This is a genomic window from Methanomassiliicoccales archaeon (genome assembly GCA_035527755.1).
Classification (GTDB): domain Archaea; phylum Thermoplasmatota; class Thermoplasmata; order Methanomassiliicoccales; family UBA472; genus UBA472.
The window spans coordinates 1-17,637 of the sequence record DATKZX010000017.1 but is presented as its reverse complement, the minus strand read 5'-3'; the positions used below and the strand labels follow the sequence as shown (position 1 = coordinate 17,637).

Genomic DNA, 17,637 nt, shown 5'->3' with positions numbered 1-17,637 from the left:
TCAGTACCAATACCTAATTGTCTGTTATACCCAATAATCATTTTCCCTTGACGACCAGGGCCGAGGCCAGGGCGATGGAGTCCGTGTAGCACCTTTTAGCCCGCGAAGTGTCCACGAATATCCGTTCCAGGTTCAATATGGGAGCGCCCATGGAGACGCAGCCGTCCACCAGATGCATCGTGCGGAAGATGATGTTGCCGGTTATCCCGTTAGGAGCGACGATCAGATTCTTGGTCCTGACCGCATCCTCTATGAGGATCTGGCAATGCTCCACGGCATAGCCTTCCCTTTTGGCGAGCGCCTCCAGTTCCAAACCTTCGCGGATGGTGCGGTCCACCTCCTCGCTCCTCCCCATGTCCCCTATGCGGCCTCCGGAGAGCACGCCGGCCTGCATCTCCTCCCCGATGGAGGCGAAGAGCTTTGCGGAGAGCCTGATGATCTCCATCTTGCTCTCGATGTCCCCACCCTCGTCTACGCCTACCGGGGCCAGGAAGAACATCTTCCCCCCTTTGGGCTGCATCAGGGCCGCCCGCAGTATATGTTCGAGGCCGAACTGCCGTTTGATCGCCACCATGGTCTCGTTGGCGCTGAGATCGCCCCGCACCGCCGCCTGCACCTCGCCTTTGGCCAAGGCCTTGATCATTTCATCGGGGGAATCGAAGATGATCACTTCAGCGTAACCTTTCTTCATCGCCGAACGTGCGGTGCCCTTCACCTTGCGGGCGTCGTTACCGAGACCTATGCCTACCCGGGCCCGGTTATCCCTGGCCCTCATGAAAATTTGCTCAGGGGCAAGCATGAAGGGTGATTCCCTCCTTCGGATATATTAATTTCATCATCACCCGGCATTTCACTTCCTACCCGACGCCTAGCCTACCGCATCCTACCTTCCAGTATCTTCTGGAACTCCGTTTCATCCTCATATCGGAATATGTGCCTGGGTTTGAGCTGGCCAAGCGAGCGGCCGGCCTTGGCCCGGGCTTCGATCTCGGCCTGGATGTGATCGTAGGCCGACGGTTCCGCCACCAATATCTGCAATCGGTCCAGGTCACGTCCTATCCTTAGAGTTCCGAGCAGGTCATTGCATTCGTGCAGCAACCTCCTTTCCAGGTCCTTGTGGAAGGCCTCCATGTCTACGACCGAATGCTCCGGGATTATGACGAACACCAATCGTGAAGGTCGTTCCCCCACGTCGAAAAGCTCCCACCACCTGACGTTGTCCGAACGCTGCAGCGCCTCGTTGATATGACGGGAGTATATCTTGCATCCAAGATAGTTGCCGCTTTCATCCTGGGCCTCGAAATCGAGGGTGTCCACGGAGCGCCCCATGACCTTGATGGAAGGGGATATGACCGCGAAGGGACCGTCGTCCAGCATGATGTCGGTGGAGCATTTCGGGTCCAGGACCTCGATCAGGTCCCCGGTGGCGTATCGTATCAAAGGAAGGCATTCGCCGGGACGACTGATCAGCAGCTCACCCTTCAGACCGGGACGCCAGTCAGGCCAGGGAACGGCCTTCAGTGGCGTGCCGTTCTTCTTGGACGTTGCCACGTCCCGAGGATCGGCGATCTCCGCCACCACCCCCGGAAGGAATAGCTGCAGGCCCTCCTGGGCAAAACGGTATTGCGAGGCGATAAGGGGGCACTCGGTACTTCCCAGCACATCGTACGCCTTCATTTGAGGATAGTAATCGCCCAGCCCCTTCAGGTAGGGGCTCAAAGGCTCGGCGTAGGTTATGGCCAGACGCACATTGCGCACATTGCGTTTCAGATCTTCGAGGTCTATGCCGACCATCATCAGATGGGAGACCAATTTCGCCAGGGGGCCTGGAAGATGATAGTTGTTGTGCGCCGCCCTCTCGATCATGGACCGCAGATAATCGGGATCGTGCGCCATGCGCCCGATGATGTAGAACAGCAATGGAGTGCCGGCCATGATATCGAACCGATCGACCTTGGATGCCTTAGAGACTGCTCGGCGGAGGTCGGTGTCCTGCACCAGAAGCGTGGATAGAATATCGAGCCCCAGTACCTTGCCGGCGCTGGCCAAGGTCGGACCGGAGACCAGCGGTTCCTCGCCGGCGATGTTCCAACCGGTCATGGCATGACGCATCCCGATCAGATGACCGAACAGTGCGTAGTTGTTCGCCATCCATTCAACGTCCGAGGCGGTGTAGTATATCCGCTTCGAGACCCCGGTATACCCGGAGGTGTGATAGTAACGGTCCGCCGGGACCAGCAAGGAACGTTCCAGACCATGTTCCTTGAAGGCGCGGTCCAGATTGTCGTAGCCTATGGCCGGAAGTCGGTCGAGGTCCTCCCAATCCTTGATGTCGCCGTAGCCCTCCCCGTATATCGGCGAGGAGCGAGAACGGGAGACTTCGTTTCCCAGTAATTTGAGGTGATCGGTCTGATGGTCGTCGATCCCCTTGGACAGATATGTTTTGATATCCGCTCTCAATTTCGCGCCGTTCCTAGAACCATCGGGCACGGACACCTTCATTCCGCTTCTCATATTAGATTTAGCATGGTGTGTCCCCTTCCAGTATCTGGTCCAGGCGATAATCGTCCATTTTCCGAACCCCCAGTACCATCTCCAGCTCCCAGGGGGTGAGGAGCGGTATCGGATAGTGCGGACCGTCATCGATGGCCAATCGCGGGCAGGCGGTGCTCACCGCCGCCTCCGCCCGATAGGGCAACAGCGCCTCGGCCCTTACCTCGTTCAGTAAAAGGACCTCTGCCTTCATCCCCCTCTCCCGCAGCATATCGCGGCATTTCCTTGCCAATGTCATCCTGCGTTGACCAGACCGGTCGCACACCAGCACCAGCCAGTCCTTGGCCTCTTGGGCCTTGGCCATGGCAGCGTAGCGTTGCCGCAGGACCTTGTCCCTCATCTCCTGCAGGTCGTCCACCATTCCCCGGTAAGGGTCCAGGCACAGCACTGGCCTGCCGGTGCCTAACGCCACCGCCAAGGGGTGGAAGTAACCGCTACCTATGAAGATGAACTGCTCCACCGAACCTTCCACGGCATGAGCGGAGCTGACGTTGCATCCCAGCACCTGACCCGGAGAGGCCGTCCGGGCATCTCCCTTTCCGATATGCACTTCACGGCCGTTCTCGGTAAGCATCTTTTCGATCGAAGGGAGAAGATGCAGATGCTGCGCGGTGGCTACCAACCCCACCTTGGAGGCGATTCGGTCCATTGCGCCCTGCAATCCCGTGCGAACGTCGAAGTCCATTCGCACCTCCAGGAACACCGTGGGGACCTTTGGCGTCAGGTCGGGTATCGGTGCATGACCGACGTGTACCAGCAGGTCCATTCCCTCGAACGACCTCAGGTCGCATGCTCCATAGCAAGGGTCACCGACGATCACCACCTCGCAACCGGTGGCCTCCTCCAGCTCTCTGGCCATCTCCCTCGCTCGGACCTTTAGGCCCTCGGGCATCTGCAATCCGACCACGACCGCCCCGCGCTTCCTGATCTCCTCGACGGCCTTTTCGGTCTGAAGGTCCATCATGTTCTGCCCCCTGCCCTCTGCCCATTGCCGTTCTTGTTCTGACGTCTTATGTGCAGTTCCAGGTAGAAGGCGCCCACCGATGCCAATGCGGTAGTGAGCAGGACCACCATGACCGTGACGCCAAGAATGGAACCGGCAGTGACCTCACTGAACACCGATGGATAGGAGAAGGGGATGGAGGCCATGACCGCAGCGGCCAGGCCACGGGGCATCATGTAGAAAAGGCCCATCTGGTCCCTGTCGTCCAGCCCGATGCAGTTATCGGCCAGCCTCATGGAGATATAGCGGGCGACGAGCAGGCCTAGGAATATGATGAGGCTCAATAGTATGTACCATGCGGTGAAGGCGATGGTGGTCACCACCAATCCCAGGTAGACGAAGAAGAACGTGCGTATCAGGAACGATATCTCATCGTGGAAACGTTTGACCTTGTCCTCCAGGGAATAGCATTCCTCCTTGATCTTCAATATGCGGACAAACTCGCTTCGGTTGCCGAGGGTCAGACCGAAGACCAGTACCGCGATGGCTCCGCCACCGGCCTTATCGACCAGGAAGTTCGTGATGGCGAACACCAGCAACATGGCGGCGATGGTGATCATGTAGGAGAATGGTTGGGCGCTCAGACGCAGGAGCACGCGCGTCCACACCAGCCCGGCGATGACCCCTATCATGATGGAGACCAAGAACGATATCACCAGCAGGCTGACACCGGAGGTGATGTCCGCCCCGTCCTGGCTCATGAACACGATTATGGAGGTGGCGATGACGATCACCAGCACATCAGTGATGGCCGACTCCAAGGTCAGGATCATCTTCACGGACTTAGATATTCCCAGGCCGGACACCATGGGAATGACTATGGCACCGCTAGTTCCGCCCAGGATCGCCCCCAGCAAAAGGCATGTGTTAAGGTTCCAGTCGGTAAGCACTAGACAGAGCACGGTCGTCACCAACATGGAGGCGGCGAATGCCACTACCGTCTGGATTAGCGATCTCTTGAATGACCTCACGACCTCTCCGATGTGCAGGTCCATTCCAGCTTGGAACATGATGACCGCCAGGGCCAGGGAGGCCACGTATGGGGTTACCGCCTCCATGTTCTGGGCCACATCGCTGGAGATGAGACCGATGGCACCGGGCCCCATGATCATGCCGAGGAACATCAGTATCAGGACATCTGGAGCCTTGAACCGCCTGAACAGGTAGTTGGAAATGAAACCTGTGAAGATGATGGCGCCCCCGGCCAGAAATAAGGTGTCAACGTCCAAGTTCTTCCCTTCGGTGTAAATTGCTTAGGGATAATTAATGCTTGCAAGCAAAAAATGAGAATGGATAAAGGGATTTTGGAAAGGGGTTCTACTTCACCAGCTCAGCACCCTTCACGATCTCAATGAAGCAGGGGGTGGGCAGCTTGAGGGATGCCTTCCACAACGCCGTCTTGGCGCTTGCGAAATTCGAGGTGGGTATCCTCATGGTGAGAACTATCTGTCCGGCATGGACCCGAGCGGCGGTGCCCACGTTCTTGCCGTAAGAGTTCCTCATACCGCTGGAGATACGATCAGCACCGGCTCCGGTGGCTAGCTTGTTCTCCCTAAGCACGTGGTGAGGATATATCCTGAACTTCAGGTGATAGTTACCACCGGGTGTCCTGGACATCACCCTGTTGCATGCTATACGGGCAGCCTCCATGGCGGTGTGTCTGATCTGACATGTCTCCTTGACCTTGAGGTTGATGGTAACCGGGAAATCGCCATTGGTGATCCCCAGATCGAAAGTGTTGATCCTCAGTGCGGGCACGCCACCCATGTATTCCCTGCGGGTAAAGGCCTGTCCCGTGAGTCTCCTGTACATCCTTGCCGGCTTTCTGGCCATATCATATCACCTATGCTAAAGTATAGCGACGGGATGGCTACATTCATATTTTCCTATATAAGGCTGATGTATTGTGAGGACAGCCATCAGGTCTTCACCAGAAGAGGAACGCTTCTTTCTTGAAAACCTTTTCCTATACGGCCCATAGAAGTGATGCGGTGGGAAGCGAGAGGAGGGACCTCGGCACCGATCGAACCACCTAGGTCTCTTTACCGGCCCATAGACCGGGGAGACAAGTGCCATATGATGAATGGACAGCGGGAACCCAATGATACTGGCATTGACAGTTTTATCAGATACGTTACTATTAGCGCACACCTTTTATAATCGAAAATCAAATTGGTAGAACGGGAGTCCCCGCGGACCTTCTCCAACTTCCCCACCATAAATCGTTTTGCGGGGGCTCCTTTATAATTTATAAATAAAGGGTCGGGAAAGTGGTTTTGATCTCTCGATCGCCAAACCAGGCTTGAGCTTCATTCCAATCATTCCCCCTGACTTGACCGGTCTTTAGGTCGTTAACCAGTTGGATTTCAAAGAAAAAAATGTTCTCACCGAAAAACGTATGGCTATCACTTTTTTATTCGACGTCCTATCGTAGTTCGCGCCAAGGAAATCGTTCTTTGACCTCTTTGACGATGTTTAGATCCGTTCTAAGAACCTTGCCGATCGTCGAGTCCTCCGCGGCCCATATCCTCAGACGCTCGTTCCGGTAGTCCTCCACGGTCTTGCCCATCCACTCCCCCCGGACCTTGACCCCTGTCCCCTTCAAAGATATGGAGATATGGAGAAGGCTGAGGTCATACAGCAGTTCCGTTAAAAGCCAGGGGTCATAGGTCAGGCTTGTAGGGACATCGTAGGGATAGCCGATTACCAGGGAAGGGACCTTGTGAGCATTGGCGTGAGCCCTGGTCTTATCATCATTGGTCAGGAAGAGCACCTCCATCTTCTGCTCGTAGACCTCTTCGGCCAGGGAACGCAGCATCTCGTCGTCCCTCAGTTCCTTGTCGTCGTCGAACCTGCCGCCTTGCGCGGACCAGCAGTTGTATCGTTCCTTGAGCAGGGCCACTTCGGTCTGTCCGTTCATGGCCTTCCGGCCATGTTTGTAAAGGCAGTTGAACAGGTCGTCGACCACGGTCCTGTCCTTCAATGCCCTCTTCAGTTCCTCCATGTCTCGACGATCGTATTTCCGGCCTACGCGTCGGGACAGCTCCTCTTCCGCCAGGGCGGGAACGATCACCTGCACCTTCTCCGGGTCGAACCTTCGCACTCCGCAGGCGGAGCCCGCCAGGAGAAGGCGGGAGAACAGTCGACGGTACAGGAGGTTGGTATCCACGCTGAAGCACATCTGCTTGGGAAATCGGTAAGGGTCCTTCTTCCTCTCGGTCATATTGTAGATCTCGGACAGCAGCTCGGACAGGTTCGTAGGGGGAAGGAACATGGACGACTGCAGCGCCTCACGCAGGTCCAGGAAGGTGGGCATGTCATGCACCAACGATTCTCCCAGGGACCGTGTCACCTGGGACAGGGCGGCGTCGTAGTCACCCTCCCTGACCACCCACTGCACCGTCTTCCGTTCCAGGTCGACCGCCATCAGGTCCAGGTCAAGCAGGTCGGAGTGAACGACGATGTTACCCTTGCCGGCCATTCGGGCCTCGTTCAGCACGACGGTCAGGAAGTCCTTGTCCGCATCCATCATCGCACCTCCTGCAGGAGGTCGTGGGAATGCTGCAGCTCCAATGGTATTTCCAGATAGGGACGGGAGGCGTTCTGTAGAGATTCGATGTACAGGTAGAAAATGTGGTCCACCTTGACCTTGCCCGCCCCCAGCACGGTACCGAGCACCGTCCCCTTGGTCCCTGGCGTCACGTCCACCGCCACTTCGTTCCCGAGCTCCTTTTCCCGGGTTATGATCTCCCCGGCGACCCGGCCGATCTCCCTTATGTCGTTGCCAGGTACGTTCACCAGTTCGACCTCCGCCTTGGAACCGTGCTCCCTCAGAAGGATGAGCAGCATCTCCCGGGCAATGGCCGCCTTGGCCGTGTCGCACCCTACCGTCAGAACGTATACATGGTCAGGCAGGAAATCGAACTGCCGTACGGAGGCCCACACCGAATTGAAGAGACCCCACACGCTGCGGCCCATCATGGAGAGCAAGACCTTGGTCATATCCTTCGGATGGGGATGCGGGATAAATCAGCCTTTCCCCGCCTTACTGGACGAGGCGGCGGATGACTTCCTGGGTCTCCGCCGGCGAAGCGGTGGTGTTCACCAGGTGCACCTTGGCCTGGGAGAGGAACTGGCGGAAGAACCTCTCCCGCAATCGCATCTTGCGCTCGTCGCGCACCATCTGGTGCGGGTTGCAGAGGTCGTTGGCCACCAGGTACTCCCAAGCCTCGTCCGGGGAAAGCTCCCGTACTTGCTCAGGATCGCTGCGGTCCCGGCGCAGCAGGACCACCTCATGTATGGTGGTCATGGGGATCACGGAACCCTTTCCGGCCACCCAGCGCACGTTGACCACCGCCCGCTGCTTGTTGTCGAACTTGGCCTTCTCGACCAGATCGCGATATTCATCCCATATCGTGCCGATGTCCGCATCGATGTAGCAGTTCTTTTCCGATGCGAAGGCCATGGGGCGGCGGTCCGATAGGCGGACGAAATACCAATCGTCGGTCACCAACCTGGCGGCCTTGCTGCGCAATAGCCCCCAGGAGTGGGTTGTCTTGCCTGTTTTCGACGGGGCGATGAGCGTTATGCCCTTTCCATCGATGTCCAGGGCAGCCCCGTGCACCGAATAGATCTGATGTTCATCCTCCAGCACGTCGCCGGCGACGGCCAGCGCGACGCTCTTCACCCAGCCATAGTAATCGAAGTTGAAGAGGAAGGCGGTCTTGGCCGTTGGTTCGTACAATACCTCCAACGGATGCGATGGATCGTCCAGGCAGATGACCCGGCCGTGTGAGCGTACCGTCTCGGACATGGCGTAGAAGTTGTCCTCCCACATGCCCTTGGTGGCGTCGTCCATGGTGTACAGTTTGAGGCACACACCATTGATGTCCGCTTTAGAGGTGTGGAAGTTGCAGGAGGAATATTTCTCGTAAAGAACGTCCTTCTCCTCGGGAGCGATCAGCCTTACCGGGTAGCTCATGATCGACGGTACCACTTACTCGCAGTTCAAGGTAACGTCGTTGCCGCTGATACCGGCCTTCATCAGCTTGTATTCGATGCTGTCGATGAGGGCCATCAGCGACGCCTCGATGATGTTCTCGGACACGCCTATCGTGGTCCATGTCTGCGTACCGTCCGTTGAGCTGATGAGGACCCGCACCTTGGCCGCGGTGGCTTCCTTACCGTCGATCACCCTGACCTTGTAATCTATCAGGCGCATCTCTTTCAGCACCGGGTAGAAGCGTTCCAGCGCCTTGCGCAGAGCTCGGTCCAAAGCGTTCACCGGGCCGTTACCGTTCGCGGCGGTATGTTCCAGCGTTCCGTCCGAATCCACGACCCTGACCGACGCCTCTGAGGTCATGACGTCTCCGGTGACGTCCATGAACGTGCGGAACCCGTCCAATCGGAACGGGGAGGTGTTCTGTCCCTTGAGCTTGCGGATCAACAGTTCCAGGCTGGCATCCGCCGCCTCATACTGGAAGCCCTGTGCCTCCAGCGCCTTCATCTTCTCCAGGATGGAACGCCCGCCGTCCCTCTCGGTGTCGATGCCCAGCTCCTCGGCCTTGGCCATGATGTTCGATACTCCGGAAAGCTCGGAGACGAGTATACGGCGCAGATTCCCTATGAGCGCGGGGTCCACATGCTCGTACGTCCGGGAATCCTTCAGAACCGCGCTGACGTGTATCCCCCCCTTATGAGCGAAGGCGCTCCTGCCCACGTAGGGTGCGCGGGGGTTCGGTGCGATGTTGGCCATCTCGGCCACGAAGTTGGCCAGACCGGTCAGTCGGTCCAGGTGCTGCACTCCGGTCTGCACGCCCATCTTCAGCATGAGGTTCGGTATCACCGAACAGAGATTGGCGTTGCCGCATCTCTCGCCCAGACCGTTCATCGTCCCTTGTACCATGGAGGCGCCGGCCTCCACCGCCGCCAACGAATTGCCGACCGCCAGCTCGCCGTCGTTATGAGCGTGTATGCCCAACGGTACTTTCATCTCCTGCCGCACGTGTGAGACTATCTGAAAGACCTCGCTGGGAAAGGCACCGCCGTTGGTGTCGCAGAGACAGAACCATTCCGCCCCGGCCTTCTTCGCCTCATCCAACACTTGAAATGCGTACTTTTGATTGTTCTTATAGCCATCAAAGAAATGCTCGGCGTCGAAGATGACCCTTCGACCGTTCTCCTTCATGAAGGCCACGGTATCGTGAACGATGTTCAGGTTCTCCTCCAATGATACCTGCAAGGCCTTCTCCGTGTGCAGGTCCCAGGACTTTCCAAAGATGCAGACCCATTCGGTCTCGGTGTCGAGCAGCGCCTTAAGGTTCTGGTCCTGTTCCGGTGAATGTCCCGGTCTGTGAGTGGAACCGAAGGCCACCAGCTTACCGTTCTTCAGCTTGACGCTCTTGGCCGCTTTGAAGAACGCCTTGTCCTTGGGGTTCGATCCGGGGTATCCGCCTTCGATGAAGTCGATGCCAAAAGCGTCCAGGCGATCGAGGATCTCCAGTTTGTCCTCGGTGGAGAACGAGACCCCCTCGGTCTGGGATCCGTCACGTAAAGTGGTGTCAAAGATACTAGCCCTGGTGGGCAATAAATAAATCCCACCCGTAGTTTGATTTCTTGACCATCGTGATTCCTCCGGTAAGGTATGCTTTATCATGGCACGACCTATTTAACCCTGCCGTTGACGCAGGCGTTTCTCTTAAGAAGACCGACCAGATCGCTCATGATGGCACTGGCGGTCTCCTTCCTTCCGGCCCCTCTGCCCGTGACGGTTATGGCCCCGGCCAGGTCGGTGTGTATGTGAAGTACGTTCAGCGTTCCGGATATGGCCAACGGGTGACCTAACTGCACCATGCGAGGGGAGACCTCGATCCCGTTGCCGTTCACCTCGCCTATCAGCCTGATGACCTTCTTCTCCTTTGCCGCCAGGTCGACCGCTTCCTGGGTGATCTGGCGAATGCCCGTCCTGCGCACGTCGTTATACGTCACATCAAGACCCATCATGGCGTTGGCCAGTATCGCAAGCTTGCTGGCGCTGTCTATGCCGTCGATGTCGTAGCTGGGGTCCGTCTCCGCGTACCCCATCTCCTGAGCCTCCTTCAGCACGTACTCGAACGGCAATCCTTCCTCGCCCATGCGGCTGAGGATGAAATTGCAGGTGCCGTTGAGGATGCCCTTCATGGACTCGACCTTCTCGGCCATTAGCAATTCCCGGGACAGGTTGATTATGGGAGTGGCCCCGCCAACGGTGGCCTCGAAGCGCAGTTCAACGTTGTTCTTCTTGGCCAAATTGTCCAGTGCGCGGTACTTTAGGGCGAGCGGCCCCTTGTTGGAGGTGACCACGTCCTTGCCAGCCTTCAAAGCGGTGCTTATGTTGGTGTAACCAGGCTCCGCGTCCAGGATGTTGGTGGGGGTCATCTCCACAAGTACGTCATAATCAAGATCGTTCAGCGTTTCCGAGGCGCTCTTCTTCTGGACCTTGCCCAATCCCTTTCCGGCTACCTTACTGGCCACCAGTGCCAGCGGGTCCAGGCCTTTGGGGTCATAGGCGTAGGTTCGGGAATCGAACGCGGCCACAATTTGCAGATCGGCGTGAAAGTGGTCGTTGAGCATCTCCTTCTTCATAGCCAATGCCTCGGCCAAACCTTGGCCGACGGTGCCGAATCCAACGAGAGCTAGGCGCATGTCACACCCCCATCCCGCGAACGAGGAGGAAGTTGTTGCGCTTGCTACGCCCTTTGAGGAAGTTGTCGATCTCCGTCACTTTGTTCTTCTCCCTAACGTTGACCAATAAGAGCACGGACTTGTTTTCGGTGCTGGTGGAAAGTGAATACTGCAGATCGATGGAATCTATGCCGTCGATCTTCTCGATGTTCTCAGTGATAGAACGTAAGGTCGATTGGGTGAGGTCCCCGACCAGCAGGTATTCTGCGCAGTACGTTCGGTATATCTCACCCATCTTGGCCACCTCCACGCCCCTCTCCTTCCACATGGCGAAGATGGCGTCCAAGGAATGCTGGTCCCGAGCTTCGAAGGTCAGGTTGACCGATATCCTTCCTCCGGTCACCTGCTCATGGTCGTGAATGACCCCCACTATGTTACCTTCGTTGAGCGATATCGGTTCCAGGGCCTTGATCAACTGCCCGGGTTTGTCCTTCAAACGTAGATCCACATTGACCCGCATCTGGCCATCTCCATATCGAGTGGGCGCTTTGCCATTTAGCGGCACCCGGCCACATATAAGGGTTCGATTATCTAATCCTTTCAATGCGCGATGCCCACCAAAAAATCATCTGGATGAAAAGATGGCGCCGAGGGGGAGATTTGAACTCCCGAGGCGTTGCCGCCACGAGCTAGCTGGCGGAAAGTTTCCAGGCTCGCGCCTTACCGGTCTGGGCCACCTCGGCACTTCTGCGCTCATAATCGTGGGGTCATTTAAAACTATTGCGTTCATCTGACCAGGAGAACGCTGAGGGCCGAGTCTGCGATCACCTTCCTCAGGATGTCCTTGCGCACATTGGAACAGCTCCAACGTATGGCCAGCATGCTGTATCCCCCACCGGTCACCAGGGCCACCAGGTCCAGGGTGGGGTTGCCCTCGATGGATAGTTGTTTGACCTCTATGTCCCTGCTCCTGCCCAAACGCTTGAGATGCTCTAGGTCCAGGATATTGCCCTCCTGTTCGCTGATGTCCAGGATGTGGAGGCTTGAGCCAGTGTGAAGAGCGATCTTCAAGACGGCCTCGGCCAGGTCCATGGAGTCCTCCGAACCGTCGTAGACCGCCAATATCTTGGTGTAAGGGATCTTCCGCCGACAGATCAGCACTGGAACCTTGTCACGTTCCAACATCTTCATGAGGTCGCATTGTTTGAAAGAGCGCTTGTTGGTGATCTCCCCTGGACCAACGGCCACCAGGGAGTTCTTCTGCATCTTTCGGAAAAGGATGCAGGTGAAGCCGGTCTCCACCCCGCTCTTCATTGAGAAATGCTCCACGGGTACGCCCCATATCTGAGCCAGGTCCTGCAAGCGTTGAGGCGGCTCATCGGCCGGATAGTGCACCTCCACCGGTATCTTCCCCAGGTGCGCGGCGAGATACAGGCTCTCGTCCCCGACCGTTTCGATCATGGCCTCGTCCCCGATCATTACCACGATCTCGGAGAAGGGTAAAAGGCCGGTGGTCTCTCGCGCCATCAGTTGACGGAGCTCCGGGCTCATGCCCCCCAGGCTGCATAGCAGTACCTCGTCTCCGGACTTAACTGCCAGGTCAGGGTCAGGCTTCAGGACATCGTTCTTACGTATGACCCCCAGTACCCGGGTCTTGGCCAGGCTTCCAACGTCTCCCAAACGTGTACCGTCGAGCAGGGACCCTTTGGTCACGTGGATGGAGGCTATCTCCTGCACATCGTGGAACAGGGTGGAATGGATCATTCGACTGGCGGTTTGGGCAGGGCAGATGACGCTCTCCACCCCCTCGGAGTGCATAGTATCGATATATGCCGGGTCATCACAGCGCGCAATGACCCGCGGGATGCCCATGGCCTTGGCGGCCAGGGCCACCTTCAGATTGGTACGGTCCTGGTTGGTTATGGCCAATAGTGCATCGGCATGCTTAGCTCCAGCTTTCTCCAGCACCTGGGGGTCCTCCCCATCGCCAACGATGACATGTTCTTCCCCGACCTCTCTGGCCAGGTTCTCCGCCCTGATCCTTTCCTTTTCGATTATTACGAAATCGTCCAGGTCCTTGGAGATGAACTTACCGATGCGCCCTCCGCCCACGATGATGGTTCGCATCATTTCACCTCGGTCTTGTAGAGATACTTGAAGATGATGGGCATTGTGGCCGAGAAGATGACCGCCAGCAGGATGATCATACCTCTTTCCGAATTAGAGATTATGTCCAATGATAGACCTATCTGGGCGGCGGCGATCATCAGGGTCAGCCCTCCGGTCAACAGGACCCCCGTGGCCATATCCTGCTTGAGGTCACCCGACCTCATGATCAACATGGCCGGGAGTATCTTGGCCACCGCGGCTATGAGGAACAGTACCGGTATCAGAAGGACTGTGGGAGACAGTATGGCCTCGAAATCGAAGGAGATGCCGATATTGATGAAGAAGACCGGCACCAGGAAACCGTATCCCACCCCGAAGAGCTTCTTGCCCAGCATGGCGCCCTCCTGGAACAGTAGGGAGATCACCGCTCCGGCCAGGAAGGCCCCCAGCACCGCCAGTGCCTCGGACTGGATGACCGTGGACAAAGCGACGAAAGTAAAGATGATGGCCAACGATCCCCGGACCCCCAGCTCGTGCGGGTCGTCCAGTTTGAAGAACCTTTGCAATACCTCAGGATAATGCCACATGGCCCATGAGCCCAGCTTGAACGTCAGATAGAAGGATACGATGATCAGGACCACGATGCCCATGGCCTCCACTCCATAGAAGAAGTCCTGGGAGGCGATGACCTGAATGTTGATGGTGTAGGCGGCGATGACGATCATGGTCAGCACATCGGCCACCAGGGCTGAGACCATGATCAGCTGTCCGGGTGCCGTCCGGGAGATACGCATCTCCCGAACGATGGATAGGACCACCGCCACCGATGTGGTGCTCAGGATCAATGCCATGTAGAACGGGTCGATGTTCAGTCCGATCAATGAATCGACCAGGGTGATCAGACCATAGGTCAACAGCATGGTAATCAGCAGCATGGCCACGGACTTGATGATGGTCCAGCGTCCCCCTCTCTCCAGTTTGCCGAAATCGATCTCCAGTCCGCTCAGGAACATCAGGAAGATGAAACCTATTCCGGCCAGGACCTCGACCGTGACCCCGGATTCCAGTATCTGGACGCCCGTGAGCCTGTACCCTAGGAAGGCGATCAATCCCACCCCGAGACCTACCAATATCTCGGCCACCACCACCGGGACCCGTGTCCTGCTGAAGAGCAGCGGCGTCACGAAGGCCAAGACGGTGACCACCAACAACGAGACGTACTCATCCATTTACAATCCGGACTAACCCATTGGGGGCTTAAGAAATTTTGCCCCTGATCCCTAACCCAGATGAGTATCACGTATCGTCGGTCGAGAGCGGCGGGCCACCGTCGTCTGCTGGGAATCGATGTCGACCACCGCCACCGCCTCCCTCAGATAGGGGAGCTTGCCCAATAATCGTCCGCGGGCGTCGTAGGCTTGGCTACCCCCGAAGAACACCATGTTCAGTTGAGCTCCTACGTTGTTCACGTAGGCCACAGGGTAAGTGTTCTCCACCGCCCGTGCCGGTATCAATCTCTCGAACGACGAACGGGAGGTCATCGGTGAGGCCGACAAGCACAGGAGCAGGTCAGCACCCTGCATGGCGTATGCTTTGCATATCTCCGGGAAGAAGATATCATAGCATATGCAGACACCGACCCCCTTTCCCCTGAACTGGAACATCTCGGGGATCTTTCCAGGTTTGAAATATAGGCCTTCCTCGAAAGGACCGAAGTTCGCCGGGTGCATCTTATCGTACCTCTGCACCCTTCCGTCAGGGGTCACCATCACTGCGCTGTTCGTGACCAGCCCCGGATATTCCGAGTCGTTGAGCGGCATGCCGAAGACCATGGCCTTGCCCGTGCGGTCCGAAAGCTCCCCCAGGTAGGATACGCTCTCTCCGTCGATGTCCTCCGCCAGTGTCATGAAGCGGTCACGGACCATGTAACCGGTGACGCCCATCTCCGGGAAGAGGAACAGGTCGGCGTCGGTTTCCTCGACCGCCAGACGCATACGCTCCAAGTTGCTCTCCTTATCCCCCAGGGCACTTCTCAGTTGGCAAAGGGCCAATCGCATGAAGTGTGTGATTGAGGGGAACGTTATTCAACCTTTGCCGGAAAGAGAATTATTAAACGGGATGGCATTATCCTTAATGATGCCACCGCAACTTAAGGAACTGACCGTGGAGGCCATCGGTGAATTCATACGGGCCCATATGAGCGATTCCAAGGCCACTGGTGTCGTGGTCGGTCTCTCTGGCGGCATAGACTCAGCGGTCGTCACCAAGCTCTGCGTCGACGTGCTCGGCCCAGAGAAAGTGCTGAACGTGTTCTTGCCTTCGCCGACCACTCCGGAGCAGGACCTGGAGGACGTGCGGCGGATGAGCAAGGATTGGGGAACGACCCTGCTGGTCTACGATATCGGTCCTCTGCTCAAGAGCTATAACCTGATCATGCCGGGATCGGAGTGCAAGGAGGTGGCCGGGAATCTCATGGCCCGCATCCGCATGGCCATCCTATACGCCCATGCCAATCTGGATTCTCGTCTGGTCATTGGAACGGGCAACAAGTCCGAACTGCTAATGGGCTACTTCACCAAGTGGGGGGACGGCGGGGCCGACCTCCTGCCCATCGGAGATCTGTACAAGACCGAGGTAAGGGAGCTCGCCCGATCGATAGGTGTGCCGGAGAGCGTCATTGAAAAAGAGCCTTCGGCCGGTCTATGGGAAGGGCAGACGGACGAGTCGGAGATGGGCATCTCCTATGACGACCTGGACCTGGTGCTCTCTGGACTGGAAGAGCAGACATCATTGGGCGTGATCTCGAAGAGGACCGGTGTGCCTATGGCCTTGGTGGAAATGGTCTTCGAGAAGAACGCCAGCTCCCGGCACAAGCGCCGAATGCCGCTCATCCCCAAGCTGGGACTGAGGACCGTAGGTTGCGACTGGCGGGAATGATCACAGCGCCTTGCCGACCTCGGCGATGAAGCGTTCGGGATCGTCCACATCGAAGATGACGACCTTGACCCTCTTCCAGAAAGCTGAAGGCACCCGCACCTCCCCCTTGAGCTCCAATCGTATACCGTTGACCTTGCTACCGGTCAGTACCAGGGTCTTGTTGAAAGCGTCGAGGAGAATTCCTTCCTTCACATCGATCTTCTCCATTCTTTGTATGCGGTCAACCTGGTCCACTGGAACGACCATCCATGAATGCCATCCCTGACGTATGATTATCTTCTTGTCCACGATCTCGTGCGGGGTCAACAAGGGAGAGACGCCGATCACCAATAATGTCACCGCCAGCACCCCACCTATCGACAGAACGAAAAGCGATCGCTCCTCAGGTAGGAACGATAGCAGTACCAGCAACCAAACGGCTGCCATCACCCATAATATCAGGTTGACGAGAGCCGGCCTACGATTATGATCGAAATCCATGAACGTGGATGATAGTGGATAGAGGATAATTATTGATTGTGCCCCCTTCAGCATCCGTAAGCTTTAATTACGGCCATTTAATTGGGGAGCCTACACGCTCCCGTAGTGTAGTCCGGCCAATCATGAAGCCCTCTCGAGGCTTCGACTCGGGTTCAAATCCCGACGGGAGCACTTTTTTACCAGTAAATAATTAAATAGCCAGCCGTCTTTTTCGCATCATGGACGACCGGGTGAAAGTGTCAGACAAATCGTCAGACAGGAAGCCGTCCGGCCGCCCCAACCAGGGCAAGACCGAGACCATCCGGCAGCGGAAGGTGGACGTCTATCTGCCTACCACCGAGCTGTTGCAGCAATGGAAGGAGGCGGCGGAATCGTCTGGCATGCCGCTGTCAAAGTACATTTTAGAGGTCGTGGAGCAGCATCGGCAGGGCGTGCAGAAGGTGACCATGCCCGCAGCGCTCCTGGAAGAAAAGGCCAAAATGCTAGAAAGAAATTTATCAGCCTTAACATTGCGATTCGAAACTTTGAACCTCGCCTTCCACCAACAGGAGGTCGAGCTTTCGCGTCTGTCAAGCGATTATATGAGCGCCAAAGAAGGCAGCCTAGACTTTCCAATGGTCAGAAACCTGATACAGACCTTCCGCTCCCGTTCGAAGGAAGGGTGGCACTACACGGACATATGGAGCTCCATGAAGATCGACGTGGACAACGCGGAGGTCCTACAGAACTGGAACAAGGCCATGTTGTTCCTGTTGGACGTGGGGTTGGTGACCAGGGATCAAGATGAGCTGTTCTGGTGGAAGAATGTGCGCTAGGTCTGTGCAGCGATCGGAGATGGCCGCGGTCAAGATCGTTCTTGACGAGCAAATGGCCGACATGCTGAAACAGTTCAA

The 17,637-nt window shown here is 56.9% G+C and carries 17 protein-coding genes and 2 tRNA genes; 3 read left to right on the top strand and 16 right to left on the bottom strand.

What is annotated here, in order from left to right; translation table 11 throughout:
• Positions 1 to 37 precede the first annotated feature (37 nt).
• The 15 genes from mtxX to VMW85_06125 form a co-directional block, all read right to left on the bottom strand.
• A complete protein-coding gene (mtxX, locus tag VMW85_06195; protein ID HUT27618.1) occupies positions 38 to 799 on the bottom strand; it encodes a methanogenesis marker protein Mmp4/MtxX in 762 nt (253 codons plus the stop codon).
• Between the two features lie 74 nt (positions 800 to 873).
• The gene (locus VMW85_06190; GenBank protein ID HUT27617.1) at positions 874 to 2,502 is read right to left on the bottom strand and encodes a hypothetical protein; all 1,629 of its coding nucleotides are present in this window, start codon (positions 2,500 to 2,502) and stop codon (positions 874 to 876) included.
• 19 nt (positions 2,503 to 2,521) lie between these two features.
• Entirely contained in the window at positions 2,522 to 3,517 is a 996-nt protein-coding gene (gene dph2, locus VMW85_06185; protein HUT27616.1) for a diphthamide biosynthesis enzyme Dph2, read from the bottom strand.
• Positions 3,514 to 4,785, bottom strand: a complete 1,272-nt coding sequence (locus VMW85_06180) for a cation:proton antiporter (GenBank protein HUT27615.1) — start codon at positions 4,783 to 4,785, stop codon at positions 3,514 to 3,516. Before VMW85_06180 ends, dph2 begins: the two co-directional genes overlap by 4 nt.
• An 88-nt stretch (positions 4,786 to 4,873) precedes the next feature.
• Entirely contained in the window at positions 4,874 to 5,389 is a 516-nt protein-coding gene (locus VMW85_06175) for a 50S ribosomal protein L16 (protein HUT27614.1), read from the bottom strand.
• Between the two features lie 592 nt (positions 5,390 to 5,981).
• Complete coding sequence (locus tag VMW85_06170) at positions 5,982 to 7,088, bottom strand: hypothetical protein (GenBank protein ID HUT27613.1); 1,107 nt, start codon at positions 7,086 to 7,088, stop codon at positions 5,982 to 5,984.
• Positions 7,085 to 7,558, bottom strand: coding sequence for a hypothetical protein (locus VMW85_06165; protein ID HUT27612.1), 474 nt, complete (start codon positions 7,556 to 7,558; stop codon positions 7,085 to 7,087). Before VMW85_06165 ends, VMW85_06170 begins: the two co-directional genes overlap by 4 nt.
• A 43-nt stretch (positions 7,559 to 7,601) precedes the next feature.
• A complete protein-coding gene (locus VMW85_06160; protein HUT27611.1) occupies positions 7,602 to 8,537 on the bottom strand; it encodes a hypothetical protein in 936 nt (311 codons plus the stop codon).
• Positions 8,538 to 8,552: 15 nt separating this feature from the next.
• Positions 8,553 to 10,142 (bottom strand): citramalate synthase, encoded by a 1,590-nt coding sequence (cimA, locus tag VMW85_06155; protein HUT27610.1) that lies wholly within the window; start codon positions 10,140 to 10,142, stop codon positions 8,553 to 8,555.
• A 77-nt stretch (positions 10,143 to 10,219) separates the two neighbouring features.
• The gene (locus VMW85_06150) at positions 10,220 to 11,239 is read right to left on the bottom strand and encodes a homoserine dehydrogenase (GenBank protein HUT27609.1); all 1,020 of its coding nucleotides are present in this window, start codon (positions 11,237 to 11,239) and stop codon (positions 10,220 to 10,222) included.
• A gap of 1 nt (position 11,240) precedes the next feature.
• Entirely contained in the window at positions 11,241 to 11,738 is a 498-nt protein-coding gene (locus VMW85_06145) for a hypothetical protein (protein ID HUT27608.1), read from the bottom strand.
• Between the two features lie 122 nt (positions 11,739 to 11,860).
• Positions 11,861 to 11,961: transfer RNA gene (locus VMW85_06140), tRNA-Ser, on the bottom strand.
• Positions 11,962 to 12,004: 43 nt separating this feature from the next.
• Positions 12,005 to 13,348, bottom strand: coding sequence for an NAD-binding protein (locus VMW85_06135; GenBank protein ID HUT27607.1), 1,344 nt, complete (start codon positions 13,346 to 13,348; stop codon positions 12,005 to 12,007).
• A complete protein-coding gene (locus tag VMW85_06130) occupies positions 13,345 to 14,556 on the bottom strand; it encodes a cation:proton antiporter (protein HUT27606.1) in 1,212 nt (403 codons plus the stop codon). Before VMW85_06130 ends, VMW85_06135 begins: the two co-directional genes overlap by 4 nt.
• Before the next feature lie 51 nt (positions 14,557 to 14,607).
• On the bottom strand, positions 14,608 to 15,384 hold the full coding sequence (locus VMW85_06125) for a carbon-nitrogen hydrolase family protein (protein HUT27605.1): 777 nt from the start codon (positions 15,382 to 15,384) through the stop codon (positions 14,608 to 14,610).
• A 76-nt stretch (positions 15,385 to 15,460) separates the two neighbouring features.
• On the opposite strand from VMW85_06125, the gene VMW85_06120 reads away from it, so the two are divergent.
• Positions 15,461 to 16,264, top strand: coding sequence for an NAD+ synthase (locus tag VMW85_06120; protein ID HUT27604.1), 804 nt, complete (start codon positions 15,461 to 15,463; stop codon positions 16,262 to 16,264).
• On the opposite strand, the gene VMW85_06115 is transcribed toward VMW85_06120, so the two are convergent.
• Entirely contained in the window at positions 16,265 to 16,744 is a 480-nt protein-coding gene (locus tag VMW85_06115; GenBank protein HUT27603.1) for a hypothetical protein, read from the bottom strand.
• Between the two features lie 96 nt (positions 16,745 to 16,840).
• Here VMW85_06115 and VMW85_06110 point away from each other — a divergent pair.
• Both VMW85_06110 and VMW85_06105 read left to right on the top strand, forming a co-directional pair.
• Positions 16,841 to 16,915, top strand: a tRNA-Glu gene (locus tag VMW85_06110).
• A 47-nt stretch (positions 16,916 to 16,962) separates the two neighbouring features.
• Entirely contained in the window at positions 16,963 to 17,559 is a 597-nt protein-coding gene (locus tag VMW85_06105; GenBank protein ID HUT27602.1) for a hypothetical protein, read from the top strand.
• Positions 17,560 to 17,637 lie beyond the last annotated feature (78 nt).